Source organism: Streptomyces sp. NPDC088794, from assembly GCF_044750545.1.
Taxonomy (GTDB): domain Bacteria; phylum Actinomycetota; class Actinomycetes; order Streptomycetales; family Streptomycetaceae; genus Streptomyces.
In genome coordinates this window covers 223,253-249,676 of the sequence record NZ_JBIVKB010000009.1, presented here as the reverse complement: position 1 = coordinate 249,676, position 26,424 = coordinate 223,253, and the positions used below count along the sequence as shown (strand labels likewise).

Sequence of the window (26,424 nt, the reverse complement as noted above, 5' to 3'; positions counted from 1 at the left end):
TGTCTGCCCTGTGGCATGCGCTACAAAAGCCGTGATCCGTTTGGGGATTGAAAGTTGTCCCGTTTAGCGTCATCCGGGCTGTCCGTCAGGCACCGCGCCGCATCCGCGGCACCGGACAGTCATCGCCGAGTCCCCGTCCGGCGCGAGCCAGGGGAGCCGGGGACCCAATGTCCCTGGGGTGAATCGGACGCCCGCGCGCTGCGCGAGGGGGTCCGTAGGAGACCTTCCTGCTCCGAACCCGTCAGCTAACCCGGTAGGCGAGAAGGAAGGAAAGGACCACCCAGTACATGGCGTTCACCTGCGCCACCGGGAAGCACCGTCGTCCCAGCCGCATGAAGCGCACCACCGCCCGCGCGGCGGGCGTCGCGGCACTCGCCACCACCGGCGTCGTCGGCACCCTGGCAGCTCCGGCACTCGCCGCGGACAACTCCGCCGAGAGCGCCGTCGAGCAGACCGGTTTCACCCCCGTCATCACCATCGGCGACACGATCGCCGCCAAGATCGACGCCCAGGCCGACGCCCAGAAGGAGGCGGCCGAGGAGGCCGCCCTCAAGAAGGCGGCGGCGGAGGCGGCACGCAAGAAGGCCGCCGCGCGGGCCAAGGAGGAACGCGAGGCGAAGGAGCGCGCCGCCCGGGCCGCCGAGCGCAAGCGCCTCAACACCTTCGTCGCGCCGATCTCGAACTCGTACGTCTCGACGGGTTACAAGAGCGGCGGCTCGCTGTGGTCCTCCGGCAGCCACACCGGCATCGACTTCCACGCGGCCAGCGGCACGACCGTCCACGCGGTCGGCTCCGGCACGGTCGTGGAGACCGGCTGGGGCGGCTCCTACGGCAACCAGATAGTGATCAAGATGAACGACGGGACCTACACCCAGTACGGTCACCTGTCGTCCATCGGGGTCTCGGTGGGCCAGACGGTCACCCCGGGCCGGCAGATAGGCCTCTCCGGCGCGACCGGCAACGTCACCGGTCCGCATCTCCACTTCGAGGCCCGCACGACCCCCGAGTACGGATCGGACATCGACCCCGTCGCCTACCTTCGTTCGCATGGCGTGAACGTCTGACGACGGACCGCGAGATCTTCTTCAGCCCCGGCTCTCCGAGCCGGGGCTTTCGGTCTTTCTGTCCGCTCTCTGTCCAAAAAATATCCATCGATTCCGGTCCCCCGTCGGAAATTCCAGCCGATTGCAATAGAGTCACTGAACACACGTCAACCGGCGACGTTTCACGGGGATTAAGACGGAGGTCGGACATGCGTATTCCGGCGCACTCGGTGTGCACGGCCATCCGGGACGACATCGTCGCCGGTGTCTACGAGCGCGGCGGCCGGCTCACCGAGGAACTGCTGGCGCGACGCTACGGCGTCTCGCGCGTCCCCGTCCGTGAGGCCCTGCGCACGCTGGAGGCGGAGGGCTTCGTGGTGACCCGGCGGCACGCGGGCGCGTGCGTCGCGGAACCGACCGAGCAGGAGGCCGCCGACCTGCTGGAGATGCGCATGCTGCTGGAGCCGCTCGGAGCCTCCAGGGCCGCCCAGCGGCGCACGGAGGCCCACCTCAAGGTGCTGCGCGGCCTGGTCAGGCTGGGCCAGGAGCGGGCCAGGAGGGGCAACAGTGAGGATCTGCGCTCCCTGGGGGGCTGGTTCCACGAGACGCTCGCCCAGGCCTCCGGCAGCCACGCGCTGACCTCGACGCTGACCCAGCTGCGTCACAAGATCGCCTGGATGTACGCCGTGGAGGCGCCGGCCAACCCCGTGGAGTCCTGGGCGGAGCACGGCGCGATCGTCGACGCCGTGGCGCGCGGGGACGCCGAGCGCGCGCGGGCGATCACCGCCCTGCACACCGAGCACTCGACGGGCGCGCACCGGCTGCGCTTCGGCACCGGGGAGCGCGCGGAGCGTGTGAGGAACTCGCAACATCCCGTAAACATGTCGGGTGTGCGGCATTAACACGGGCGCCGTATACAAAGAGAAGGTAATTCCAGGGGGATTATTTCTGCTGCCCGAACTCGGGAAATTCGAAGGGCTCGCCCGGTAATTCGGGCGAGCCCTTCGGAGTTGTGGGACGGTGTCGTCGAAGTGACGCGTGCCGTATCCCTCAATTCGATTTTCAGACGGTCTCGGGAAGCTCCTCGAGCCCCTCGGCGACCAGCTTCGCCAGCCGGTCGAGCGCGGCGTCCGCGCCCTCGGCCCCGGAAGCGAGGACGATCTCCTCGCCGCCCTGGGCGCCCAGGCCCAGAACCGCGAGCATGGAGGCCGCGTTGACGGGGTTGCCGTCGGACTTGGCGATCGTCACCGGGACGCCTGTGGCCGTGGCGGCTCGGACGAAGATGGAAGCGGGGCGGGCGTGGAGGCCCTCGGCCCAGCCGACGTTGACGCGGCGCTCAGCCATGTGATGCTGCCCTTCAGTGTCTCAGGTTGTCTAGACCATGTTGTCTAGACCAGTTTTCCATAGCGTGCCGTCGGGCCGCGGCCTCGGCCCGACGCACACCCTTCCACCGTCCCCGGCGGACAGGCGTGTTCCCCACAGACTGCCTCGCGCCGTTGTCATACGCGAGCCGTACGCTGGGGCCCATGCAGACCTCGTCGGACCGGCACGAGTACCCCGCCCACTGGGAAGCCGACGTCGTGCTGCGCGACGGTGGCACCGCGCGCGTCCGCCCCATCACCGTCGACGACGCGGACCGCCTGGTCAGCTTCTACGAGCAGGTGTCGGACGAGTCGAAGTACTACCGCTTCTTCGCGCCCTACCCGCGGCTGTCCGCGAAGGACGTCCACCGCTTCACGCACCACGACTTTGTGGACCGGGTGGGGCTCGCGGCCACGATCGGCGGCGAGTTCATCGCCACCGTACGCTATGACCGCATTGGTCCCGAGGGCACGCCCGCGTCCGCTCCGGCCGACGAGGCCGAGGTCGCCTTCCTCGTCCAGGACGCCCACCAAGGACGCGGTGTCGCCTCCGCGCTCCTCGAACACATCGCCGCCGTCGCCCGCGAGCGCGGCATCCGCCGCTTCGCCGCCGAGGTGCTGCCCGCCAACAACAAGATGATCAAAGTCTTCATGGACGCCGGCTACACCCAGAAGCGCAGCTTCGAGGACGGTGTCGTCCGCCTGGAGTTCGACCTGGAGCCCACCGACCGCTCGCTCGCGGTCCAACGCGCGCGTGAACAGCGCGCCGAGGCACGGTCGGTGCGACGGCTGCTGGTGCCCGGCTCGGTCGCCGTCATCGGCGCCGGCCGCACGCCCGGGGGAGTGGGACGCAGCATCCTCGACAACATCAAGGACGCCGGGTACACCGGGCGGCTGTACGCGGTGAACAAGGCCTTCCCCGACGACCTCAAGGAGCTCGACGGGATCGCCGCCCACCGCTCGGTGCGGGACATCGACGGACCCGTCGACCTCGCGGTCGTCGCCGTGCCGGCCGACCACGTCCCCGAGATCGTCACCGAGTGCGGCGAACACGGCGTACAGGGACTGGTCGTCGTCTCCGCCGGATACGCCGAGAGCGGTCCCGAGGGACGCGACCGCCAGCGCGAACTCGTCCGCCACGCGCGCACGTACGGCATGCGCATCATCGGACCGAACGCCTTCGGGGTCATCAACACCGCGCAGGAGGTACGGCTCAACGCCTCCCTCGCCCCCGAGCTGCCCCGCCCCGGCCGCATCGGCCTGTTCGCCCAGTCCGGTGCCATCGGCATCGCCCTCCTCTCCCGCCTGCACCGACGCGGCGGCGGCGTCACCGGGGTCACCGGCGTCTCCACCTTCGTCTCGGCGGGCAACCGCGCGGACGTGTCCGGCAACGACGTCCTCCAGTACTGGTACGACGACCCGGACACCGACGTCGTCCTCATGTACCTGGAGTCGATCGGCAACCCGCGCAAGTTCACCCGCCTCGCCCGGCGCACCGCCGCCGCCAAGCCGCTGGTCGTCGTCCAGAGCGCCGGCTCCGCCCCCCAGGGCCACGCCGTCCAGGCGACCCGGCTGCCGCACGCCACGGTGACCACGCTGCTCCGGCAGGCCGGCGTGATCCGCGTCGACACCATCACCGACCTCGTCGACAGCGGACTGCTGCTCGCCCGCCAACCCCTGCCGGCCGGACCCCGAGTGGCGATCCTCGGCAACTCCGAGTCGCTGGGGCTGCTGACCTACGACGCCTGTCTCTCCGAGGGACTGCGGCCGCTGCGGCCGCTGGACCTGACCACCGGGGCGACGGCCGGCGACTTCCACGCGGCGCTGCTGCGCGCGCTCGGCGACGACGCGTGCGACGCGGTCGTCGTCACCGCGATACCCGCCATCGGCGAGACCTCGGTCGCCGACGCCGAACTGGCCGAGGCGCTGCGCTCCGCCGCCGAACAGGTCCCCGGCAAGCCGGTGCTCGTCGTGCACGTCGAGCTCGGCGGCCTCGCCGAGGCGCTGTCGGCTGCCGTCGCCACCGCGCCCCAGGCCGAGACCAAGCCCTCCGGCGCCCGCCGGCTCCGCCCCTCGCAGCAACTGCCCCCGCCCGTACAGGCGTCGGAGACCGCGGCCCCCGACGCGCCCGCCGCCCGCCTCATCCCGGCCTACCCCGCCGCCGAGCGCGCCGTCCGCGCCCTGGGCGAGGCCGTGAAGTACGCGCAGTGGCGCCGCGAGGCCGCCGAGCCAGGCAAGGTGCCCGAGTCCATCGACGCGGACATCGACGAGAAGGGTGCGGCCCGCCTGATCGACGGGATGCTCGCGCGCGGGCAGGGCCTCACCCTCGGTACCGAGGAGACCTGCGAGCTGCTCGGGCGGTACGGGATCCCCGTACGCAGGGCCCTCCCCGCGTTCACCCCGGACGACGCCGTCCGGGCCGCCGGGACCGTCGGCTACCCGGTCGCCCTCAAGGCCACCGCCCCCCACCTCAGGCACCGCGCCGACCTGGGCGGCGTCCGTCTGGACTTGGCGGACGAGGAGCAACTGCGGCGGGCGTACGCCGAGTTGACCGAGCTGTTCGGGAAGCCGGAGGAGCTGCGCCCGGTGGTGCAGGGGATGGCGCCGCGCGGGGTCGACACCGTCGTACGGGCCGTCATCGACCCGGCGGCCGGAGCCGTGCTGTCGTTCGGGCTCGCCGGAGCCGCCTCGCAGCTGCTCGACGACATGGCGCATCGGCTGATCCCGGTCACCGACCGGGAGGCGACCTCCATGGTGCGGTCGATCCGGACCGCACCGCTCCTGTTCGGCTGGCGCGGCTCCACCCCGGTCGACACGCCTGCACTGGAGGAACTGCTGCTGCGCGTGTCCCGGCTCGTCGACGATCACCCCGAGGTCGTCGCGGTCACCCTGGAGCCCGTCGTCGTCGCACCCCGTGGCCTGAGCGTTCTCGGCGCCTCCGTCCGGCTGGCCCCGGCACCGGCCCGCGACGACCTCGGCCCGCGCACGCTTCCCGTCTACTGAGACGGTCACGGAGACGGCCGTGACCGGTGCCTCGTAGTCAGTCCACCCCCGTAGGATGGACATCATGGCCAAGACCAGTACGACGACCCAGGGGCTGCGAGCGGCGATCGAGCGCAGCGGCTACTACCCGGCCCTCGTGGCCGAGGCGGTGGAGGCCGCCCTGGGTGGCGAGCCCATCCGGTCGTACCTGGTCCACCAGGAGACGACGTTCGACCAGAACGAGGTGCGGCGGCATGTGACGGTGCTCGTCCTCACCGCCAACCGCTTCATCGTCAGCCACACCGACGAGCAGGCCGCCGACAGCACCTCCCCGACGCCGTACGCGACGACGTCCACCGAGTCCGTGAAGCTCAGCCGGATCTCGTCGGTCGTGCTCAGCCGCGTGGTCGCCAACCCGGAGCAGTACACGCCGGGCACGCTGCCGCGCGAGGTCGTCCTCACCATCGGCTGGGGCGCGGTCGCCCGCATCGACCTGGAGCCCGCCGCCTGCGGCGACCCCAACTGCGAGGCGGACCACGGCTATACGGGGAACTCGACGGCGGACGACCTCAGCCTGCGGGTCAGCGAGGCCGGGGACGGCCCGGACACGGTGCGGCAGTCCCTGGCCTTCGCGCAGTCGCTCTCCGAGGCGACCGCGGACGTCACCCGCTGATGGCGCAGTCCACCTCCTGGGACGCGTACCCGGAACCACTCGCCGTCGACTCCGCCCCGCTGCCCGAGTACGGCAGCGGCTCCCTCGCCGACCTGCTGCCCACCCTCGCCGCGGGCATGTCCGTACCGGGCACCACCGCCGCGATCACCGAGCTGACCCCCGCCGACCGGAACTGCGTGTTCCTGATCGACGGCCTCGGCTGGGAGCAGCTGAAGGCGCACCCCGACGAGGCGCCCTTCCTCACCTCGCTGCTCGGCAGCTCGCGCGGCGGCACCGGCCGCCCCCTGACCACCGGCTACCCGGCGACCACCGCGACCTCCCTCGCCTCCGTCGGCACCGGCCTGCCGCCCGGCGCGCACGGCCTGCCCGGCTACACCGTGCGCAATCCGGCGACCGGCCAGCTGATGAACCAGCTGCGCTGGCAGCCGTGGACCTCGCCGGGCGACTGGCAGCCGTACCCCACGATCTTCCAGCTCGCCGACGCCGCGGGCGTGCACGCCGCCCAGGTCTCCTCGCCCACCTTCCAGAACACCCCGCTGACCAAGGTCGCGCTCAGCGGCGGAACGTTTCACGGGCGGCTGACCGGCGAGGACCGCATGGACCTCGCGGCCGAGCAACTGGCCGCCGGCGACCGCGCCCTGGTCTACACGTACTATGCCGAACTCGACGGCGCGGGCCACCGCTTCGGCGTCGCCTCCGACACCTGGCGCGGTCAGCTCATGTACGTGGACCGGCTGGTCCAGCGCCTCGCCGAGCAACTCCCGCCGCGCAGCGCGCTGTACGTCACCGCCGACCACGGCATGGTCGACGTGCCCTTCGACGAGGACCACCGCATCGACTTCGACGCGGACTGGGAACTGCGCGCCGGGGTCGCCCTGCTGGGCGGCGAGGGCCGCGCGCGGCACGTGTACGCGGTGCCGGGCGCCGCGAGCGACGTCGTCACCTGCTGGCGCGAGGTGCTGGGCGAGCAGTTCTGGGTGGCGTCGCGGGACGAGGCGATCGCGGCGGGCTGGTTCGGGCCGAAGATCGACGAGCGGGTGTACGACCGCCTCGGCGACGTGATCGCCGCCGCGCGGGACGACGTCCTGATCATCGCCTCCGAGCGGGAGCCCAAGGAGTCGGCGATGGTCGGCAACCACGGCTCGATGACCCCCGCCGAACAACTGATCCCACTCCTGGAAGTACGCTCCTGACGGCGATCCACCCTGTCCCCCTGCCTGCCCGCCGAAAGGTGCTCAACCCCCCATGCCCGAGCTGGTGTTCTTCTCCGGAACGATGGACTGCGGGAAGTCGACCCTGGCGCTCCAGATCGAGCACAACCGCTCGGCGCGCGGGCTGGCCGGGATGATCTTCACCCGAGACGACCGCGCGGGCGAGGGCAAACTCTCCTCCCGCCTGGGCCTGGTCACGGACGCGGTGGAGGTCGAAGACGGCCAGGACTTGTACGCCTACCTCGTCGACCATCTCTCCCAGGGCGGCCGCGCGGACTACGTGATCGCCGACGAGGCACAGTTCCTGGTACCCGAACAGATCGACCAACTCGCCAGCGTGGTCGACGACCTCGGCCTCGACGTCTACGCCTTCGGCATCACCACGGACTTCCGCTCGAATCTCTTCCCCGGCTCCCAACGCCTCGTCGAACTCGCCGACCGCGTAGAGGTCCTCCAGGTCGAGGCCCTCTGCTGGTGCGGAGCCCGCGCCACCCACAACGCCCGCACGATAGGCGGCGAGATGGTAGTAGAGGGCGCCCAAGTGGTCGTAGGCGACGTCAACCAATCCGAAGCCATCGGCTACGAGGTCCTCTGCCGCCGCCACCACCGCCGCCGCATGACATCGGCGACGACGAGAGCGGCGGCCCTGTCACCGGACGTACTGCCGGTGTCGTCCTCCTAAGGGACGGTCCATTCACCGACGTCGTCGGAGAACCCGCTGTTCATGGCGAACTGGACGGTGACGACACGGGACCCGTCGGCCACCTCGAAGGTGATGAAGCCCAAGGCCGACTTGCCGGGCCTGATGGTGACGCTGCCGGGGAACTCCGGGCCGGCCGTCGTATTGGCGATGGTCGCCGTGAAGCGCTGCCCCGCCTTGTCGATCACGGTGGCTCCGTTGGATGGGGAGTCCTTGTAGACCGCGGTGCCCGTGTTCTTGAGCCGGAACTGCACTGACACGTAGTGCTGTCCAGCTGAGGGTTTGAAGTAGTCGGCCGGCCGCGCCGGATCGACGACCTTGCGCACGGTGACGTCGAGCGTCTCGCCCGAATCGGTCCCCGAGAGACTCAAGGTGTCTCCGACCCCCGGGTCGGCCCCGGGCGCCAACGCCAGCGCCGGAACCGCCAACAGACACGTCAGCAACGGTGCGGTACGACCTCGCATCGCTCCTCCCGATGTGTGGAGCAGCAGATACCTCCATGCTCCGCCCACATCGGGCCCCTGGCGAGCCGAGGACTCAGCGTGGGATCTGGATCAAGGCGAAGCGGGCGCCCTCCGGGTCGGCGACCGTGGCGACTCGGCCGTAGGGGCTGTCCGTGGGGGGTTTGAGGACGTGGCCGCCCAGGTCCTGGAGGCGGGTGGCCGAGGCGTCCGTGTCGGCTACCTCGAAGTACGTCATCCAGTGCGGGCCGCGGTCGCGGGGGAGGGCGTTGCCGACGCCGTGGATGCCGGCGACCGGGTGGGCCGCGAGGTTGAGGGTGACGTAGTCGAAGTCGGTGGCGGCGGCCGGCTGGGTTTCGTAGCCGAAGACCGTCTCGTAGAACTTGGTCACGCTCTCCGACTCGGCGGTGACGAGCTCGTTCCACGCGGGGGTGCCGGGGACGCCCGTGATGGCGGTGCCGAGGTGGGCCGCCGCCTGCCAGATGCCGAAGACCGCGCCCGCGGGGTCCGAGCCGATCGCGAGGCGGCCCGCCTCGGCCGCGTCCAGGGGGCCGACCCCGATCGTGCCGCCGCACAGCCGGACCGTCTCGGCGGTCACGTCCACGTCGTCCGAGGCGAGGTAGGGCGTCCAGGCGATCGGCAGATGGCGGTCGGGCGGCAGTTGGCCGATGCCGGCCACCTCGTAGCCGTCCAGCAGCGCACGCGCGTAGGGGCCCAGTTGGTGCGGGCCCGGCCGGAACTCCCAGCCGAACAGCGCGCCGTAGAACTCCTGGGTCGCGTCCATCCCGTGCACCATCAGGCTCACCCAGCAGGGTGTGCCGGGCGCCCGCAGATCGTGCGCTTCGCCGTTCGGGCCGGCCGACCCCCGTGCCTCGGTCATCGTCACTCTCTCCTCGACCCCTCGCGGTGGCCGTTCGCTTCCGCTCTCCGGATACCCCGAGCCGATGCTCGCACCACCCGTACCGTCGCGCGCCCCGGGCGCGCCGTACCTCGGACCCCGTGCCCGGAGGATGCCCGACACGCGGTTTCTCGCCCGTTTCCGTGCGATTGCCGAAGGATGTCGATCAGCTGTACAGCATGTGCCCGAACACATACGCCTCGTGATCAGGTCTGCCCGGCGGAGCAGACTAGTCGGACATCGACGGCGCGGCCACCCCGTGCGCAAGGATGGGGCCATGAACGCCATCATCTCCGCATCCGAACTCACGAGCGACCTGGCCGGGCAGCGGCCGCCCGTCGTGCTCGACGTCCGCTGGCAGCTGAGCGTGGCCAAGGCGGCAGGTGAGCCGCCCTTCGACGGCCGCGCCGCGTACGCGGCCGGCCATATTCCGGGCGCTGTCTACGTCGACCTCGACTCGGAGCTGGCCTCCGCCCCCGGCGACCGCGGCCGGCACCCGCTGCCCGACCCGGAGATCTTCGGCGCCGCGATGCGCCGGGCGGGCGTGTCCGCCGGGACGCCGGTGGTCGTGTACGACGGCGGACAGGGCTGGGCGGCCGCCCGGGCATGGTGGTTGCTGCGCTGGACGGGTCACCCGGACGTGCGGGTCCTCGACGGCGGGTTGCCGTCCTGGGAGGGGCCGCTGGAGACGTCCGTGCCGACCCCGGCCCCGGGCGACTTCGTCCCCGCGCCCGGTGCCTCCGGTCTCCTCGACGCGGACGAGGCCGCGGCGCTGGCCCGGTCCGGGGTGCTGTTCGACGCCCGCGCGGGGGAGCGGTACCGCGGCGAGGTCGAGCCGATCGACCGGGTGGGCGGCCACATCCCGGGAGCCGTCTCCGCGCCCACCAACGAGAACGTGGCGGCCGACGGCCGCTTCCTGCCCGCCGAGGAACTCGCCGACCGCTTCAAGGCCCTTGGCGCGAGCGACGGTTCACCGGTCGGCGTCTACTGCGGCTCGGGCGTCTCGGGCGCGCACGAGGTGCTGGCCCTCGCGGTGGCGGGCATTCCGGCCGCGCTGTACGTGGGCTCGTGGTCGGAGTGGTCCGCCGACCCGTCCCGGCCGGTCGCCGTCGGCCCCGACCCGCGGTAGCCCGGGGAGACGGATCCCGGGGCGCACCAAGAAGCGGATCCCGGGGGCGTACGAAGAAGAGGGCCGCACCCAACTGGCGCGGCCCTCACCCTCGTACCAACTCGTGCCGTTCCCGCTACTCCTGCTTCTTGCGGCGTGTCCCGAACACGATCTCGTCCCAGCTCGGGACCGCCGCGCGGCGGCCCGGGCGGACGCCGTCGGCCTCGGCCTGGCGGTCGGTCGCGCCGACGAGACGGTCGCGGTGGGCGCCGACCGAACGGGGCATCAGGACGTCCGCGTAGGCGGAACCGGCCGAGGCCGCGGGGGCCGGGGGTTCCTCCTCCGCGGGTTCGGCGGCGGGCTCCTCCACGGGAGGCTCCGGCGCCGGGCGCTCCGGGACGACCAGGTCGCCGCGGAAGCTCGGTACCGCCTCCAACAGGCTGGTCAGCGAGTCCCGTTCGCTCGCCGCGCCGTCCTCGTCGGACTCGACCGGCGGCGCCGGCAGGCTCGGCCGCTCGAGAGCGCGGTCCAGCGGACGGTCGCGCGGCAGGCGGGCGATACGCGGCACGAACGGAAAGCTGGGCTCCGCCGCGGCGAGGTCCTCGGACTCGCCGATCAGCGAGCGCGCCTCCTCGTCGACGGCCTGGACGAGCCGCCGGGGCGGGTCGTAGGTCCAGCTCGCCGAGTGCGGTTCACCCGCGACCAGGTAGACCAGCAGGACTTCCCAGGTGCCGTCGTCGCGGCGCCAGGAGTCCCACTGCACGGTGTCCTTGTCGGCACCGCGCAGGGTCAGCCGTTCCTGGACGGCTTCGCCGAGTTGGGGTCCGGCCGCGTTCTCACCGGGCCTGCGGACAGGGGTCTTGCGAGCCCGCTCGGCCATGAACGCGCGCTCCGCGAGGACGGGGCCCTCGAAACGCCGTACACGGTCGACGGGGATGCCTGCGAGCTGGGCGACTTCTTCCGCGCTGGCACCGGCACGTATACGCGCCTGGATGTCGCGAGGACGGAGGTGGCTTTCGACTTCGATCTCGATCTGACCGAGGCGGGGACGATCGCCGCGGACAGCGGCACGGAGCCGCTCATCGATCGGAAGCGTGTACTCCGTTGAGTCGGCAGCCTTCAGCACCAGCCGTGTGCCGTCATTCGAGACGGCCACGACACGCAGTTCGGGCATGGGGACCTCCCGGGTGGTGCCTGCCGACGTCACGTGCGTCGCTGCTTCCGCTAGTCGAGTGTGGCCTGCCCGGGTGCAGCCTGCCACAACCTTGCCGAGTTGCCCGGCGTGTCGGGCACAGGCCCTGGAACGCCGTTATGGCACGGTTACCTATTCGCAACGCTAAGTGACCAACTCCGTCACCCTGTGCAACAAGCCCCCTCCGGGCGGTCCAGTGAGGCCGCGGACATCCTGGCGGGAGGCCGGGCCCAGGGCTCGCAACAGTACTCCATTTGGGCCACGTGCGTGGATTGGGACGCGGTCCAACTTCTCGCGAGAGGTGCGAGTTGGCCGCCCGTCACGCGGTTTCGGGATCTTGAAAGTGGCGTACTTCACGTAAACCCCCGAAACGGAACTATCGGTTTCGTCTGTACGTCCCTTTCTCGTGCAGTTGGTCGATCGCGGTCGATCAACGTTGATCAAGCAGTAAAAGTCGATCAAGTACGGGAAAGGCAGGCAAGGAACCGGTATGCGTGAAAGGTCGGACGCCGATGTCGTCGAGGTCGCGGAACCAACGGGCGCGGACGTCGCCGAAGTCAAGAAGAAGCGGCTCGACCTGAGCGTCCCTCAAGTCGCGGGCAGCGCCGTGGCCGCCGTGGTGGCGGCCAAACTCGCCTCGTACTTCGGGGTCTACGGCACGATCGTGGGCGCCGGTCTCGTCAGCGTCGTCGCGACCTGTGGAGGCTCGGTCTTCCAGCACTTCTTCAGCCGCACCGGCGAGCAGCTCCGGGAGGCCACCGTCAGGGACCGGCTCGGGGAACCGCCGCCCGCTCCCGGCGAGTTCACGGAGGGCACGGTCTACCGCGCGCGGGTGAGCAGTTGGAAGCGGCCGGTGGTCGCGGCCGCCCTGGTCTTCGGGGTCACCCTGACCGGCATCACCACCTACGAGCTGGTGTCCGGCAACAGCTTCAGCGGCGGCGGGGGCACCACCGTCAGCGACGCCGTCACCGGCCACGACCCCTCGACCTCGAAGTCCCGTGACGACTCGCCCGGTTCATCCACGACCTCGCCGACGCCGTCCGCCACGCCCGACGCCGGCACCCCTTCGGGTTCGAGCGGCACCTCTTCGGACGGGAGCGGCGGTACGACGGCCGACCCGACGCCGACGCCCAGTGCCTCGGACGGCGGCGACACCCCGACCCCGACGCCCAGCGCGTCCGCTACGACCCCAACACCCGCCGCAAGTAGTCGTTCTGGAAGCGCCGATCCGGATCAAGACGGTCCCGCAGCGCAGTGAACTCGCCGAAGCGGGGGTAGACCCCGGCGAAGTACTCGGCGTCCCGGGTGTTCACCTTGCCCCAGTGCGGCCGGCCCTCGTGCGCGGTGAAGATGCGCTCGGCCTCGGTGAAGTACGCCTGGTAGGGCGTGCCCCGGAACATGTGCACGGCGATGTAGGCGCTGTCCCGGCCGGAGGCGGTGGACAGGGTGATGTCGTCGGCCGGGGCGGTGCGGACCTCGACCGGGTAACTGATCCTGAACTTCGAACGGTCGACCATCGCCTTGAGTTCCCGCAGCGTCTCCACCAGCGCGGCGCGCGGGATGGCGTACTCCATCTCGACGAACCGCACCCGACGGGTCGAGGTGAAGACCTTGTAAGGGATGTCCGTGTACGTCCGTGAGGACCAGGCCCGGGTGGAGATCTGGGCGATGGTCGGAACCGTCGAGGGCACCGCGCGGCCGAGCATGTTGGCCACCTGCCACAGGCCGTTGGCCACGAACTCGTCGTCGAACCAGCCCGCCAGCGGCTTCACCGGCTGCTCCGGGCCCGCGCTGCGGTTGTTGCGCTTGGTGTTGGTGGACGTCGTGTGCGGGAACCAGTAGAACTCGAAGTGCTCGTTCTCGGCCCAGAGTTCGTCGAAGCGGCCGGTGACCTCGTCGAAGGGCATCGGTTCCTCGCGGGCCGCGAGCAGGAAGACGGGCTCCACGGCGAAGGTGATCGCGGTGACGATCCCGAGGGCGCCGAGGCCGATGCGGGCCGCCGCGAAGACGTCCGCGTTCTCCTTCTCGGAGCAGGTCAATACCGAACCGTCCGCCGTGACCAGCTCAAGTCCCCTGATCTGGGCGGCGATCGAGCCCGACTCGCGGCCGCTGCCGTGGGTGCCGGTGCTGGTGGCGCCGGAGACCGTCTGCTCCATGATGTCGCCCATGTTCGTGAGCGACAGACCCTCGCGCGCGAGAGCCACGTTGAGTCTCTTGAGCGGGGTGCCCGCCTCGACCGTGACCGTCATGGCATCGCGATCAATGTTGCGGATGCCGGTCAACAGTTGAGGGCGGATCAACACACCGTCGGTGGCGGCGATCGAGGTGAAGGAGTGCCCGCTGCCGACGGCCTTCACCGTCAGTCCGTCCTCGGCGGCCTGCCGCACGGCCGCCGTCAGTTCCTCGACCGAGGCCGGCGTGACCTCCCGCGCGGGGCGGGCCGTGACCGTACCGCCCCAGTTACGCCACGTGCCGTTCTTCGCGCTCGCTGTGGTGCTCAACAACGGTGCCTCCCCGACCCGGTGCCGGTCTGCTGAGCCGGCGGTACCCGAGGAAACCGACCGCGACCGCGACGGCCCCGGCGACCACCGGAACCCCGTACCCCGCACGCGCGCCGGCCGCGTCGATCACCCAGCCGGCGACGGAGGAGCCGAGCGCGACCCCGACCGCCAGGCCGGTGCTCACCCAGGTCATGCCTTCGGTGAGCTTCGCGCGAGGTACGTGCTCTTCTATGAGGGACATCGTCGTGATCATCGTGGGTGCGATGGACAGGCCCGCAAGGAACAGCGCCACGGCCAGAAGCGGCAAGTTTCCGACCAGTAGGAGGGGGATCATACTCACGGCCATCGCGCATATGCCCAGCAGCCACCTGCGCGCGGGCGCTCCCCGGAAGCGCAGCAGCCCGAACACGACGCCCGCGGAGCAGGAGCCCGCCGCGTACAGGGCGAGCACCACGCTGGCGGCGCCCTTGTGACCCTGCTCCTCGGCGAACGCGACGGTGACCACGTCGACCGCCCCGAAGATCGCTCCGGTCGCCACGAACGTGGCCACCAGCACCTGGAGACCGGCCGCGCGCAGTGCCGAGCCGCCGCTGTCGGCGCCGCGCACGCGCGGGTGCGGCTCGGGCTCGGTGGCGCGCTGCGCGGTCAGCCAGAAGACGCCGAGCGCCAGGAAGCAGGCGGCGAGCAGCGGACCGGCCTCCGGGAACCAGGCCGTGGACAGCCCGATGGAGATGATCGGCCCGAAGATGAAGCACACCTCGTCGACGACGGACTCGAAGGAGTACGCGGTGTGCAGCTGCGGGGTGCCCCGGTACACGGCCGCCCAGCGCGCGCGGACCATCGCGCCGAGGCTCGGCACCGAGCCGATGCCGGCGGCGCACACGAACAGCGTCCAGTCCGGCCACTCGAAGTGCGCGGCGAACAGCAGCCCGGCCGAGGCGACGAGCGCCGCCAGGGTCGCGGGGCGCAGCACCCGCCGCTGCCCGTGCTGGTCCACGAGCCGGGAGATCTGCGGCCCGATCGCGGCGGCGGACAGCGCGATGGTGGCCGACAGGGCGCCCGCGAGCCCGTACCTCCCGGTGAGCTGGGAGATCATCGTGACCACGCCGATGCCCATCATGGACAGCGGCATCCGGCCGAGGAGGCCCGCGGCGGCGAACCCCTTGGAGCCGGGGGCGGCGAACAGAGCGCGGTAGGGGCTGGGCACGGGGTCTCCGGAGGGTACGGCCACGCGCGCGTACGGGGCGGCTCGGGCACGGCGTGGACGAAAGTGGCTCGTAAGGCGCCGATGCCGGCTCCGTAAGGTGCCAACACGGCTGATACAGCTTACGAGTAAGGTCACCCTAATGCACCCGGTGTGCGGCCCGGAATCGGCGTCGTCGCCCGACCCGCCCCCGTCGTCCCCCTGGCCGCTGCCGGGTTGTCGGAGCGGGGTGGCAGGATCGATGTCATGCCAGACGTGCTCGATGCCACCCCCTACGACGCCCTCCTCCTGCTCTCGTTCGGCGGCCCAGAAGGACCGGACGAGGTGGTTCCGTTCCTGGAGAACGTGACGCGGGGGCGCGGCATCCCCACCGAACGCCTCAAGGAAGTCGGGCAGCACTACTTCCTGTTCGGCGGGGTCAGCCCGATCAACGACCAGAACCGCGCCCTGCTGGACGTCCTGCGCAAGGACTTCGCGGAGCACGGCCTGGACCTGCCGGTCTACTGGGGCAACCGGAACTGGGCCCCGTACCTGACGGACACCCTGCGCGAGATGGTCGCCGACGGCCGCCGCCGGATCCTGGTCCTGACCACCAGCGCCTACGCCTCGTACTCGGGCTGCCGTCAGTACCGCGAGAACCTCGCCGACTCGCTGGCCGCCCTTCAGGCCGAGGGAGTGCCCCTGCCGAAGATCGACAAGCTCCGGCACTACTTCAACCACGAGGGCTTCCTGGAGCCCATGATCGAGGGCGTCCTGCGCTCCCTGGCCGACCTCCCCGAGGACGTCCGCGACGGCGCGCACCTCGCCTTCTCGACCCACTCGATCCCCACGGCCGCCGCCGACACCTCCGGCCCGGCCGAGGGCCACGGCGACGGCGGCGCGTACGTCGCACAGCACCTGGACGTGGCCCGGCAGATCGTCGACGCGCTCCGCGACCGCACCGGCGTCGAGCACCCCTGGCAGCTCGTCTACCAGTCGCGCTCCGGTGCCCCGCACATCCCGTGGCTGGAGCCCGACATCTGCGACCACCTGGAGGAGCGCCACGCGGCCGGCGTCCCCGCGGTGGTCGTCGCGCCCATCGGCTTCGTCTCCGACCACATGGAGGTCCTCTACGACCTCGACACGGAGGCCGAGGCCAAGGCCGAGGAGCTGGGTCTGCCGATGCGCCGCTCGGCGACCGTCGGGGCCGACCCGCGGTTCGCCGCCGCGGTCCGCGACCTGGTCCTGGAGCGGGCGGCCGTGGAGCGCGGCCAGGAGGTCACGCCGTGCGCCCTGGGCGCCCTCGGCCCGAGCCACAACCTCTGCCCGGCCGGCTGCTGCCCCGCCCGCGCCCCCCGCCCCGCAGCCGCGGGTGCCGACAGCCCGTACGCATGAGGAGCCCCGTGACCGACGCCCCGCATCAGGAACTGCTGGAGCTGGCCCTGGAGGCCGCCCGCCGCGCCGGAGCGCTGCTGAGGGACGGCCGCCCGGCCGACCTGGCGGTGGCCGCCACCAAGTCCAGTCCCATCGACGTCGTCACCGAGATGGACATCGCCGCGGAGAAGCTGATCACCGACCTGATCTCCGCGCACCGCCCCGACGACGGCTTCCTCGGTGAGGAGGGCGCCTCCAGCGAGGGCACGAGCGGCGTCCGCTGGGTGATCGACCCGCTCGACGGCACGGTCAACTACCTGTACGGGCTGCCCACTTGGGCCGTGTCCATCGCGGCCGAGCAGGACGGCGAGACGGTCGTGGGTGTCGTGGCGGCCCCGATGCGCGGCGAGACGTACCACGCGGTCCGCGGCACCGGAGCGTGGGCCCGCGGCGCCTGGGAGGGCGAACGCGGGCTGGCCTGCCGCCCGGCGCCGCCCCTGGAACAGGCGCTGGTCTCCACGGGCTTCAACTACGTCACCGAGGTCCGCGCCCACCAGGCCGAGGTCGCCCGGCGCCTGATCCCGCTCCTCCGTGACATCCGTCGCACCGGTTCGGCGGCCGTCGACCTGTGCGACGTGGCCGCCGGCCGGCTGGACGGCTACTACGAACGCGGCCTGAACGCCTGGGACTACGGTGCCGGCGACCTGATCGCCCGGGAAGCGGGCGCCCTGACCGGCGGACGCCCCGGAGAGCGCCCGTCACCGACCTTGACGATCGCGGCGACCCCGGGAGTCTTCGAGCCCCTCCAGCGCCTCCTGGAGGACTTCGGCGCCTGGCACGACTGAGGGCGCGTGAACAAAAGCGCGTGAACAAAAGGGGCAGGGTCCGGCGCTGTGAACGAGGCTGTGATCAAAAGGGCAGGGCCCGACGCTGGATTCGCCGGGCCCTGCCTTTTCCTGCGGTATGCCTACAAGCGATCAGACGCTAAGCGCCGACCTCCACACCGTGCTCGGCGGCGAGGCGGCGCAGGTCGTCGAGTTCGCCCTGCTCCACCTCGACGAGGAAGTCGTCGCCCTCGTTGCGAGCCCGCGTCAGGTCGGACTCGGTCGTCCTTATGCGCTGCAGAAGTCCTGCGGTGAATGCGTCCATGCTGCGCCCCCTCGTCCTGGGTCGTGGGTCGATGGCACGGGGGTGTGCCGTTCGGAAGGGGCGATCACGTCTCCAACAGGTGCCCGGCACAGCCCGCGCCGGGCGGCGACGGTGCCGGACACCCACGTCCACTCTGCGGAAAGCGGATTGCGCCGTGCCGCATGGTGTTGCGGCACTAGCAGAGCGTGATCGCGGGGTATGAACGGTCCTCCCCGCGCTTCCTTCCACGGAAACCTCAACCGGCCGAGAAAATCCGGCATTCCCGAGTCTCACAACTGTCTTTCATCCACCGCTCACCCCTCCCTCACCCGCCGCCCTCCTGCCACCCGGCCGCCTTACAGCCGACTTATGGCCGAAAAGGGCAGGATGGAGGCACACAGTCATGGAGAACTCCGCCCACGCCTGCCCTCAGGGGCGCTACGCGGGTGGACATCAGGAAGGACAAGCGACGTGCGCGTACTCGTCGTCGAGGACGAGCAACTGCTCGCCGATGCGGTGGCCACCGGACTGCGCCGAGAGGCCATGGCCGTGGACGTCGTGTACGACGGCGCGGCCGCCCTGGAGCGCATCGGTGTCAACGACTACGACGTGGTCGTCCTGGACCGCGACCTCCCGCTCGTGCACGGCGACGACGTCTGCCGCAAGATCGTCGAGCTCGGTATGCCCACGCGCGTGCTGATGCTCACGGCCTCCGGCGACGTCAGCGACCGGGTCGAGGGTCTGGAGATCGGCGCCGACGACTACCTCCCCAAGCCCTTCGCGTTCAGCGAACTCATCGCACGCGTGCGTGCCCTGGGCCGGCGCACCAGCGTCCCGCTGCCGCCGGTCCTGGAGCGCGCCGGGATCAAGCTCGACCCCAACCGCCGCGAGGTCTTCCGCGACGGCAAGGAGGTGCAGCTCGCGCCCAAGGAGTTCGCCGTCCTGGAGGTGCTGATGCGCTCCGAGGGCGCCGTCGTCTCCGCGGAGCAGCTCCTGGAGAAGGCCTGGGACGAGAACACGGACCCGTTCACCAACGTGGTGCGCGTGACCGTCATGACCCTGCGCCGCAAGCTGGGCGAGCCGCCCGTCATCGTCACCGTGCCCGGCTCCGGCTACCGGATCTGATAGCCCATGGCCGCAACACCCGCTCTCCCCACGGCACCCCCCAAGCCCACCTGGGACCCCCGCAAGCCCGAGCCGCCCTTCCCCTGGCTGCGCCCGACCATCCGCATACGGCTGACGCTGCTGTACGGCGGCATGTTCCTGATCGCCGGCATCCTGCTGCTGTCGATCATCTACCTGCTCGCCGCCCAGGCCCTGCACGAGGGCAGCGGCCAGTCGTTCACGGTGCGCGGAACCAACATCGGCATCACGAGCAGCACCTGCCCCCAACTCAACCAGGCGACCAGCAACAGCGAGATCAACTCGATCCTGGAGTCGTGCGACGCGGTCAAGCGCCAGCACGCCCTGGACGACCTGTTGAGCCGCTCGCTGCTGGCGCTGCTCGGCCTCGCCGTGATCGCCTTCGCGTTCGGCTACGCGATGGCCGGCCGGGTCCTGTCGCCGCTCGGCCGGATCACCCGCACCGCCCGCGCGGTGGCCGGCTCGGATCTGTCCCGCCGGATCGAGCTGGACGGCCCGGACGACGAGCTCAAGGAACTGGCCGACACCTTCGACGACATGCTGGAGCGGCTCCAGCGGGCCTTCACCGCCCAGCAGCGCTTCGTGGGCAACGCCTCGCACGAGCTGCGCACCCCGCTCGCGATCAACCGCACGCTCCTGGAGGTGCACCTGTCGGACCCTGGTGCCCCCGTGGAGCTCCAGCAGCTGGGCAAGACGCTGCTGGCGACCAACGAGCGCAGCGAGCAGCTCGTGGAGGGCCTGCTGCTGCTCGCCCGCAGCGACAACCAGATCGTCGAGCGCAAGCCGGTGGACCTCGCCGAGGTCGCCGGGCAGGCCGTCGACCAGGTGCTCTCGGAGGCCGACGCCAGGGGCGTGGCGATCCGCGGCGAGCAGAAACCCGCGGTGGTCCAGGGCAACGGCGTGCTCCTGGAGCGGATCGCGCTGAACCTCGTACAGAACGCGGTGCGGTACAACGTGCCGAAGGACGGCTGGGTCGAGGTCACCACCGAGGTCCAGCACGGCCAGGCGGTCCTGGTCGTGTCGAACACGGGCCCCGTCGTGCCGGCGTACGAGATCGACAACCTTTTCGAGCCCTTCCGGCGGTTGCGCACGGAGCGGACGGGCAGTGACAAGGGGGTCGGGCTCGGGCTGTCGATCGCGCGGTCGGTGGCCCGGGCGCACGGTGGCCACATCTCGGCACAGCCGCGTGAGGGGGGTGGGCTCGTGATGCGGGTCACCCTTCCCATCTGAGAACATGTCGCCGACACGCGGGGATGTTCGCTTTGCGCGGAATTTTCTGGGCATCGAATCGACGAACCCGTGTGTGATCGATCACAAGGGCGAATTTCCGGCCATCTACTCTCAGTGATCACAGGACCTGCCGGAAAGCCGGGATAATCCGGGTTTTTAGGGGTCTTGATCACGGGAAGTACACGGTGAGACGCCTTTGAAGTGCGGCATTGGGACCGTGTACGGTCCGCATCGCCATCCAAGCCGATCACTCGTGAGGAGTCCGGTTGGGTGTCGATTGAGTAACAGACCTTGATGTGAGGCAAAATCTCCGCCTCAGGTCGGGCACAAGTCCGGCCTCTCACGCGTTACGTGCGCTGGAGACACCGATAGACACCCAGAGGGGGAGAGCGACATGGCAACGGATTACGACACCCCACGCAAGACCGACGACGACGTTGATTCGGACAGCCTTGAAGAGCTCAAGGCCAGGAGGAACGACAAGTCGACCTCCGCGGTCGACGTCGACGAGTTCGAGGCCGCAGAAGGCCTGGAACTGCCCGGAGCGGACCTCTCGAACGAGGAGCTGGCCGTCCGGGTGCTGCCGAAGCAGCAGGACGAGTTCACTTGCATGAGCTGCTTCCTGGTGCACCACCGCAGCCAGCTGGCCAGGGAGAAGAACGGCCAGCCGATCTGCCGCGACTGCGACTGAGGCGGGGTCGGCCGTGACTGGCTCGACCCCTCCTCGGAAGCGCCGCTTCCCCCTGCCGGGAGCGGACAAGGGGCCGAAGGACGGCCCGCACGGCGCGCGTGAAGACGAGCGGGGCTCATCCGGTACGAAAGGATCTGCAGGATCGGCCTCGCTCGAACCGGCGGCTGACCGGGGTGACCTCCCGGTACCGACGGAGCAGGAAAGCGCGCCCGTCGCACGGCGACGGGCCGCGGTGATCCGGGACAAGGCCAGGGAAGGCGTCCGCAAGAGCGGCAGCCGCGCCAGGGCGGGACTGGCGTACCTTGCCGACCGGATCATCGAGAGCGCCCCGAGGATCCCCGTACGGGACCTCGCGACGCTCCGCAGGCAGTTCCCGGGCCTCGGCCCCGAGGAGCTCGCCGACAAACTCGTCGCCGGCGCGGCGAGCGCCACGGCGACGGTCGGAGCCGGGATCGGCGCGGCGGCGATGCTGCCGGTGCCGCCCGCGATGCCGACCGAACTGGCGGCCGAGATCACCGGCGTGGCCGCGATCGAGCTGAAGCTCATCGCCGAGCTGTACGAGGTGTACGGCGTGCGCCCGCCCGGCAATCTCAAAGAGCGCACGACCACATATCTGAACTCGTGGTCCGGAGAGCGCGGGATCCAGGTGACCAAACCGTCGACGGTGACGTCGGCGCTGAACGGTCACATGAAGCGCGAGCTGCGCCAGCAGATCATGAAGCGCATGGTCCGCGATCTGCCGAACCTGATGCCCTTCATGGTGGGGGCCGCCGTCGGAGCGGTGATGAACCGCAAGGACACCAGAAAGCTCGCGGGGCGCATCCGCACCGACCTCCGCAAGGTCCAGGTGCCCTGGGACGCGCTGCCCGCGCTGCCGCCCCTGGAGGCTCCGGCCGAGCCGTTGGAGCTGGGGGACGGCCGCAAGGCGCTCGGGCCTTAGCGGGCCCCGCAGGCGCCTCCCCGAGCCCTGTACGGGGCAGCCCTACGCCACGGTCTCCCGGGCCGTCCGCAGAGCCTCGGCCAACCGCTCCGGCTCACGCGTCGACAGGTACAGGTACGGAGTCGGGTCCGCCGGGTCGGTGACCTCCACGCGCAGCGCCCCGGGGATGTACGAGCGCAGCAGCAGGAACGCGCGCGTGTCCGCCTTGTACGTGCGCCAGGCGCGGGCCTCCTCCGCGTCCAGGACCTCGGCCTCGCCCAGCGCCGCCACCGGGATCCGTGCCTCGCCCGCGATCAGCGAGTCGCCGACCACGCGGATGCGGACCGAGCCGTAGGCGCTCGCGCAGACCGCGGCCGCCGCCGTGCCGCCGACCAGACCGCCGAGCAACGGCAGCGTGCCGAACGGCAGCAGGATCAGGGCGAAGGAGACCCCGACCAGGAAGGAGATCAGCCACCAGGTGCGGGGGGCGGTGAGGCGTTCTTCGTAAGGGGCGGCGGAGAGCTGCATGGAGCCAAGCTTGGCACGGTGTCCTGATATGGCCGACGCGCGGGTAAGGTCTGCGGCTGTGAGTGGTACTTCCGCGGCTCTTCAGCCTCCCGCCTACGCGGTGAAACCTGTGCGGCACCCAGATGCTCCCGCACCCGGTGAGCTGCTCGGTTCGCACTACGAACAGTGTTTCGGGTGCGGCGGCGGACAGGCCCACGGGCTGCACCTGGCGGCGCGGGCCGGCGAGGGCGTCACCATCACCGCCGAGTTCACCGTGCAGCCCGCCCACCAGGGGGCGCCCGGGCTCGCGCACGGCGGGGTGCTGGCCACCGCGCTGGACGAGACGCTGGGCTCGCTGAACTGGCTGCTGCGGACGATCGCCGTGACCGGACGGCTGGAGACGGACTTCGTGCGGCCGGTCCCGGTGGGGACCGTGCTGTACCTGGAGGCCGAGGTGACGGCCGTGGCCCGGCGGAAGATCTACTCGACCGCCACCGGCCGGATCGGCGGCCCCGACGGGCCCGTCGCCGTCCGCGCCGACGCGCTCTTCGTCGAGGTGCTGGTCGACCACTTCATCGACAACGGCCGCCCGGAGGAGATCCGCGCCGCCATGAACGACCCGGACCAGGCCCGGCGTGCCCGTGCCTTCGAGGTGAACCCGTGACCCCCGTGAGCCGAGAACCCCTGAACGTGCTGATCCGCCGCGTCGACGCGGACGTACCGCTTCCGACGTACGCGCAACCCGGCGACGCCGGAGCGGATCTGCGGACGACCGAGAGCCGTGAACTCAAGCCCGGGGAACGGGCTGTTCTGCCCACGGGGGTGTCTATCGCCCTCCCGGACGGGTACGCGGCCTTCGTGCACCCCAGATCCGGCCTCGCCGCCCGCTGCGGTGTCGCCCTGGTGAATGCCCCGGGGACGGTTGATGCCGGGTACCGTGGGGAGATCAAGGTGATCGTGGTGAATCTCGACCCGCACGAGTCCGTGCGGTTCGAGCGCTTCGACCGGATCGCCCAACTGGTCGTCCAGCAGGTCGAGAAGGTCCGCTTCCAGGAGGTCGCGGAGCTTCCCGACTCGGCGCGGGCCGAGGGGGGCTTCGGGTCCACCGGTGGCCATGCCGCCGTGGGCGACGCGAGCGGCACAAGCGGTCAGGTCGCCCCGGGCGGCCTGGCGGGTGGGAATCGATACGCTTCGGTCGTATCCGACCGGGAAGGACAGTGACGTGTTCGGACGTCGCAAGAAGAGGGATGCCGCCGAGGACGCGGCCGGCGAGGCCGAGCAGGTCGTCGACAGTGTCGACACTGAGGCGGACGACGAAGAGGGCCGGCGCACGCGCGTGCGGCTCGAGCCGGAGCCGCGCCCCGATGGGCCCTGGGACGACACCGAGGTGAGCGATCCGGCCGAGGGCCGGGTCGACCTGGGCGGTCTGTTCGTGCCGGGTGTCGACGGCATGGAGCTGCGGGTCGAGGTCGCGGGCGACGCGATCGTCGCGGCCACCGTGGTGCTGCGCGACAGCGCCGTCCAGTTGCAGGCCTTCGCCGCACCCAAGCGCGAGGGCATCTGGGGCGAGGTGCGCGAGGAGATCGCCACCGGCATCACCCAGCAGGGTGGCATCGTCGACGAGGTCGAGGGCCCGCTGGGCTGGGAGCTGCGTGCCCAGGTTCCGGTGCAACTGCCGGACGGCACGGGTGGTTTCCAGGTCGTGCGGTTCATCGGCGTGGACGGACCCCGCTGGTTCCTGCGCGGGGTGATCTCCGGGCAGGGCGCGGTGCAGCCGCAGGCGGCCGGTCTGCTGGAGCAGATCTTCCGGGACACGGTCGTGGTCCGCGGCGAGGGCCCGATGGCGCCCCGCGACCCGATCGTCCTGAAGCTGCCCAACGACGCCCAGATGGTGCCCGAGGGCGTCCAGCAGCAGGAGGAGGGCTCGCGCTTCTCCGGCGGCATGGGCCAGCTCCAGCGCGGACCGGAGATCACCGAGGTCCGCTAGCCGGGACGCTCCGCGAGGAGACCGGTTCGAGAACCGAGCGAAGAGCCGCACCCTTCGGGGCGCGGCTCTTCGGCGTGCGTGACCTCTTGACGGCGTATTGGTCTGTACCTATGGTCTCCGCTCAACGCGTCCGTTCATAAAGGCGCTTCACGTTCACATAGGAGAACGGAAGACTCCCACATGCGCAGAACCGCCTTGATCACGACCGTTGCCGCCCTGCTGCTCGGTGCCCTCTCGGCTCCCGCCGCCCACTCCGCCCCCGCCACCTTCGTCCACCCCGGAGTCACCGTCTCCGCGGCCCAGCTGGAGTTCGCCCGCACCAAGGTCAACGCCGGCGCCCAGCCCTGGAAGGGCGCCTACGACCAGATGATGGCGAGCAAGTACGCCAGCCTGACCCGCACGCCCGCGCCCCGGGCGACCGTCGAGTGCGGCTCGTACTCCAACCCCAACTACGGCTGCACCGACGAGCGCGAGGACGCGATAGCCGCGTACACCGACGCGCTCGCCTGGTACATCACCAAGGACGCGCGCTACGCCCAGAAGGCGATCCAGCTCATGGACGCCTGGTCGGGCACGATCACCAGTCACACCAACAGCAACGCGCCCCTGCAGACCGGCTGGGCCGGCTCCTCCTGGCCCAAGGCCGCCGAGATCATCAAGTACACGTACACCGGCACCTGGGCCAACTCCGCCCGCTTCTCCACCATGCTGCGCAACGTCTACCTCCCCGTCGTCATCAAGGGCTCCAACTCCAACGGCAACTGGGAGCTGTCGATGATGGAGGCCGCCGTCGGCATCTCCGTCTTCCTGGAGGACAAGGCGTCCTACGACACCGCCATGGCGAAGTTCCGCACCCGCACCGCCGCCTACGTGTACCTCGCCTCCGACGGCTCGGTGCCCAAGACCGTGCCCAGCCAGAACCTGAACACCACCGCCAAGATCGTCTCCTACTGGCAGGGCCAGTCCACCTTCGTCACCGGGCTCACCCAGGAGACCTGCCGGGACTTCGTGCACACCGGATACGGCATCTCCGCGATCTCGCACGTCGCCGAGACCAGCCGCATCCAGGGCGCCGACCTCTACGGCACCGACGTCGGCGAACGGCTGCGCCAGGCACTCGGCTTCCAGTCCAAGTACCAGCTGGGCGAGGCCGCCCCGAGCTGGCTGTGCGGCGGCACCCTCACCCGGGGCCTCGGCCCGATCACCGAGGTCGGCTACAACGCCCTGCACAACCGCCTCGGCATCGCCATGGCCAACACCCAGACGCTGACCCAGAACCAGCGCCCGGCCGGCAGCAACAACCTCTTCGTGGCCTGGGAGACCCTCACCCACGGCGACAACCCGAACTGAACCGTTGAACGGCCGGGCGCCCGACCGCGATACTGGCGCCCGGTCTTCGGGGGAGACGAGACGGGGGAGTCGACATGAACAGCCAGGTGGTCACCGAGACCATGGTGCGGGTCGAGGACGTCCACAAGTCCTACGGCCACGGAGCCGCCGCCGTGCACGCGCTGCGCGGTGTCTCCTTCGAGGTCCCGCGCGGCGAACTCGTCGCCCTCAAGGGGCGCTCGGGATCCGGCAAGACCACCCTGCTCAACATCGTCGGCGGACTCGACCTGCCGGACCGGGGACGGGTCACCGTAGACGGCCTCGACCTCTCCGAACTCGGCGAGGACGGGCTGCTGGGGCTGCGCCGGGACCGTATCGGCTTCGTCTTCCAGTCCTTCGGGCTCGTCCCGATCCTGACCGCCGCCGAGAACGTCGGGGTGCCGATGCGGCTGCGCCGGGCGCCCGTGCGCGAGCGCGAGGAGCGCGTCGAACTGCTGCTGGCCCTGGTGGGCCTCGCCGACCACGCCAAGCAGCGGCCCGGCGAGCTCTCCGGCGGCCAGCAGCAGCGCGTCGCCATCGCCCGCGCCCTCGCCAACAGCCCCTCGCTGCTCGTCGCCGACGAGCCGACGGGCCAGCTGGACGTGGAGACCGGGCACGCCGTCATGGAGCTGCTGCGCGCCGTCGTGCACAGCGAGCGGGTCACCGCCCTGGTCGCCACCCACGACGCGACCCTGCTCGATCTGGCCGACCGGGTGCTGGAACTGGGCGACGGGGAGATCGTCGAGCACTGAGGCGGCACTCCT

27 protein-coding genes and 1 riboswitch are annotated in these 26,424 nt (G+C 70.8%); of the genes, 19 read left to right on the top strand and 8 right to left on the bottom strand.

Features of this window, described 5'->3' with window-relative positions:
• Positions 1-113: 113 nt before the first annotated feature.
• A riboswitch (cyclic di-AMP (ydaO/yuaA leader) is annotated at positions 114-274 on the top strand.
• A gap of 13 nt (positions 275-287) precedes the next feature.
• Together ACIP6U_RS25610 and ACIP6U_RS25605 are read left to right on the top strand one after the other, a co-directional pair.
• On the top strand, positions 288-1,064 hold the full coding sequence (locus ACIP6U_RS25610) for a M23 family metallopeptidase (RefSeq protein ID WP_401722047.1): 777 nt from the start codon (positions 288-290) through the stop codon (positions 1,062-1,064).
• A 188-nt stretch (positions 1,065-1,252) separates the two neighbouring features.
• Positions 1,253-1,945, top strand: coding sequence for a GntR family transcriptional regulator (locus tag ACIP6U_RS25605; RefSeq protein WP_401722044.1), 693 nt, complete (start codon positions 1,253-1,255; stop codon positions 1,943-1,945).
• Between the two features lie 160 nt (positions 1,946-2,105).
• On the opposite strand, the gene ACIP6U_RS25600 is transcribed toward ACIP6U_RS25605, so the two are convergent.
• Positions 2,106-2,387, bottom strand: a complete 282-nt coding sequence (locus ACIP6U_RS25600; protein ID WP_401722041.1) for an HPr family phosphocarrier protein — start codon at positions 2,385-2,387, stop codon at positions 2,106-2,108.
• Between the two features lie 182 nt (positions 2,388-2,569).
• Here ACIP6U_RS25600 and ACIP6U_RS25595 point away from each other — a divergent pair, with 182 nt between their 5' ends.
• The 4 genes from ACIP6U_RS25595 (at position 2,570) to ACIP6U_RS25580 (ending at position 7,952) form a co-directional block, all read left to right on the top strand.
• Positions 2,570-5,407 carry a GNAT family N-acetyltransferase gene (locus ACIP6U_RS25595; RefSeq protein WP_401722038.1) on the top strand — a complete coding sequence of 946 codons (2,838 nt, stop codon included), beginning with the start codon at positions 2,570-2,572 and terminating at the stop codon, positions 5,405-5,407.
• A 64-nt stretch (positions 5,408-5,471) separates the two neighbouring features.
• Entirely contained in the window at positions 5,472-6,059 is a 588-nt protein-coding gene (locus ACIP6U_RS25590) for a DUF5998 family protein (protein WP_401722035.1), read from the top strand.
• Positions 6,059-7,252: an alkaline phosphatase family protein gene (locus ACIP6U_RS25585; RefSeq protein WP_401722032.1), complete on the top strand. Its 1,194-nt coding sequence runs from the start codon at positions 6,059-6,061 to the stop codon at positions 7,250-7,252. Before ACIP6U_RS25590 ends, ACIP6U_RS25585 begins: the two co-directional genes overlap by 1 nt.
• A gap of 52 nt (positions 7,253-7,304) precedes the next feature.
• Positions 7,305-7,952 carry a thymidine kinase gene (locus ACIP6U_RS25580; RefSeq protein WP_401722030.1) on the top strand — a complete coding sequence of 216 codons (648 nt, stop codon included), beginning with the start codon at positions 7,305-7,307 and terminating at the stop codon, positions 7,950-7,952.
• Here the strand turns inward: ACIP6U_RS25580 and ACIP6U_RS25575 are convergent.
• Both ACIP6U_RS25575 and ACIP6U_RS25570 read right to left on the bottom strand, forming a co-directional pair.
• The gene (locus tag ACIP6U_RS25575) at positions 7,949-8,341 is read right to left on the bottom strand and encodes a DUF4352 domain-containing protein (protein ID WP_401722027.1); all 393 of its coding nucleotides are present in this window, start codon (positions 8,339-8,341) and stop codon (positions 7,949-7,951) included. The two genes, ACIP6U_RS25580 and ACIP6U_RS25575, sit on opposite strands and share 4 nt — an antisense overlap.
• A gap of 166 nt (positions 8,342-8,507) precedes the next feature.
• Entirely contained in the window at positions 8,508-9,311 is an 804-nt protein-coding gene (locus ACIP6U_RS25570) for a VOC family protein (RefSeq protein WP_401722024.1), read from the bottom strand.
• Positions 9,312-9,606: 295 nt separating this feature from the next.
• Here ACIP6U_RS25570 and ACIP6U_RS25565 point away from each other — a divergent pair, with 295 nt between their 5' ends.
• Positions 9,607-10,458, top strand: coding sequence for a sulfurtransferase (locus ACIP6U_RS25565; RefSeq protein WP_401722021.1), 852 nt, complete (start codon positions 9,607-9,609; stop codon positions 10,456-10,458).
• A 115-nt stretch (positions 10,459-10,573) separates the two neighbouring features.
• Here ACIP6U_RS25565 and sepH read toward each other — a convergent pair whose 3' ends face one another.
• Positions 10,574-11,611: a septation protein SepH gene (gene sepH / locus ACIP6U_RS25560; protein ID WP_401722018.1), complete on the bottom strand. Its 1,038-nt coding sequence runs from the start codon at positions 11,609-11,611 to the stop codon at positions 10,574-10,576.
• Positions 11,612-12,119: 508 nt separating this feature from the next.
• Between sepH and ACIP6U_RS25555 the strand changes: the two genes are divergently transcribed.
• A complete protein-coding gene (locus ACIP6U_RS25555; protein WP_401722015.1) occupies positions 12,120-12,887 on the top strand; it encodes a hypothetical protein in 768 nt (255 codons plus the stop codon).
• Here ACIP6U_RS25555 and ACIP6U_RS25550 read toward each other — a convergent pair.
• Complete coding sequence (locus ACIP6U_RS25550; RefSeq protein ID WP_401722012.1) at positions 12,811-14,130, bottom strand: D-arabinono-1,4-lactone oxidase; 1,320 nt, start codon at positions 14,128-14,130, stop codon at positions 12,811-12,813. The two genes, ACIP6U_RS25555 and ACIP6U_RS25550, sit on opposite strands and share 77 nt — an antisense overlap.
• Complete coding sequence (locus ACIP6U_RS25545) at positions 14,090-15,337, bottom strand: MFS transporter (RefSeq protein WP_401722010.1); 1,248 nt, start codon at positions 15,335-15,337, stop codon at positions 14,090-14,092. Before ACIP6U_RS25545 ends, ACIP6U_RS25550 begins: the two co-directional genes overlap by 41 nt.
• 243 nt (positions 15,338-15,580) lie before the next feature.
• Here ACIP6U_RS25545 and ACIP6U_RS25540 point away from each other — a divergent pair, with 243 nt between their 5' ends.
• Together ACIP6U_RS25540 and ACIP6U_RS25535 are read left to right on the top strand one after the other, a co-directional pair.
• A complete protein-coding gene (locus ACIP6U_RS25540) occupies positions 15,581-16,708 on the top strand; it encodes a ferrochelatase (RefSeq protein ID WP_401722007.1) in 1,128 nt (375 codons plus the stop codon).
• Between the two features lie 8 nt (positions 16,709-16,716).
• Entirely contained in the window at positions 16,717-17,532 is an 816-nt protein-coding gene (locus ACIP6U_RS25535) for an inositol monophosphatase family protein (RefSeq protein WP_401722005.1), read from the top strand.
• A 139-nt stretch (positions 17,533-17,671) separates the two neighbouring features.
• Here the strand turns inward: ACIP6U_RS25535 and ACIP6U_RS25530 are convergent, their stop codons facing one another.
• On the bottom strand, positions 17,672-17,836 hold the full coding sequence (locus tag ACIP6U_RS25530) for a hypothetical protein (protein WP_185146023.1): 165 nt from the start codon (positions 17,834-17,836) through the stop codon (positions 17,672-17,674).
• 450 nt (positions 17,837-18,286) lie between these two features.
• On the opposite strand from ACIP6U_RS25530, the gene ACIP6U_RS25525 reads away from it, so the two are divergent.
• From ACIP6U_RS25525 to ACIP6U_RS25510, 4 genes are all read left to right on the top strand, one after another.
• Positions 18,287-18,940 carry a response regulator transcription factor gene (locus ACIP6U_RS25525; RefSeq protein WP_003993508.1) on the top strand — a complete coding sequence of 218 codons (654 nt, stop codon included), beginning with the start codon at positions 18,287-18,289 and terminating at the stop codon, positions 18,938-18,940.
• Positions 18,941-18,946: 6 nt separating this feature from the next.
• Positions 18,947-20,188 carry a sensor histidine kinase gene (locus tag ACIP6U_RS25520; protein WP_401722002.1) on the top strand — a complete coding sequence of 414 codons (1,242 nt, stop codon included), beginning with the start codon at positions 18,947-18,949 and terminating at the stop codon, positions 20,186-20,188.
• A gap of 394 nt (positions 20,189-20,582) precedes the next feature.
• Positions 20,583-20,879: a DUF4193 domain-containing protein gene (locus tag ACIP6U_RS25515; RefSeq protein WP_005481602.1), complete on the top strand. Its 297-nt coding sequence runs from the start codon at positions 20,583-20,585 to the stop codon at positions 20,877-20,879.
• 13 nt (positions 20,880-20,892) lie between these two features.
• Positions 20,893-21,819 carry a hypothetical protein gene (locus ACIP6U_RS25510; protein ID WP_401722000.1) on the top strand — a complete coding sequence of 309 codons (927 nt, stop codon included), beginning with the start codon at positions 20,893-20,895 and terminating at the stop codon, positions 21,817-21,819.
• Between the two features lie 42 nt (positions 21,820-21,861).
• On the opposite strand, the gene ACIP6U_RS25505 is transcribed toward ACIP6U_RS25510, so the two are convergent.
• A complete protein-coding gene (locus tag ACIP6U_RS25505; RefSeq protein ID WP_401721997.1) occupies positions 21,862-22,326 on the bottom strand; it encodes a DUF3093 domain-containing protein in 465 nt (154 codons plus the stop codon).
• Between the two features lie 58 nt (positions 22,327-22,384).
• Here ACIP6U_RS25505 and ACIP6U_RS25500 point away from each other — a divergent pair, with 58 nt between their 5' ends.
• From ACIP6U_RS25500 to ACIP6U_RS25480, 5 genes are all read left to right on the top strand, one after another.
• Positions 22,385-22,969: a PaaI family thioesterase gene (locus tag ACIP6U_RS25500; protein WP_401721995.1), complete on the top strand. Its 585-nt coding sequence runs from the start codon at positions 22,385-22,387 to the stop codon at positions 22,967-22,969.
• Positions 22,970-22,974: 5 nt separating this feature from the next.
• Positions 22,975-23,526 (top strand): dUTP diphosphatase, encoded by a 552-nt coding sequence (gene dut / locus ACIP6U_RS25495; RefSeq protein WP_401721992.1) that lies wholly within the window; start codon positions 22,975-22,977, stop codon positions 23,524-23,526.
• A gap of 1 nt (position 23,527) precedes the next feature.
• The gene (locus ACIP6U_RS25490; RefSeq protein WP_123997189.1) at positions 23,528-24,292 is read left to right on the top strand and encodes a DUF3710 domain-containing protein; all 765 of its coding nucleotides are present in this window, start codon (positions 23,528-23,530) and stop codon (positions 24,290-24,292) included.
• A gap of 180 nt (positions 24,293-24,472) precedes the next feature.
• Entirely contained in the window at positions 24,473-25,642 is a 1,170-nt protein-coding gene (locus ACIP6U_RS25485) for an alginate lyase family protein (RefSeq protein ID WP_401721989.1), read from the top strand.
• 74 nt (positions 25,643-25,716) lie between these two features.
• On the top strand, positions 25,717-26,412 hold the full coding sequence (locus ACIP6U_RS25480) for an ABC transporter ATP-binding protein (protein WP_401721986.1): 696 nt from the start codon (positions 25,717-25,719) through the stop codon (positions 26,410-26,412).
• Positions 26,413-26,424 lie beyond the last annotated feature (12 nt).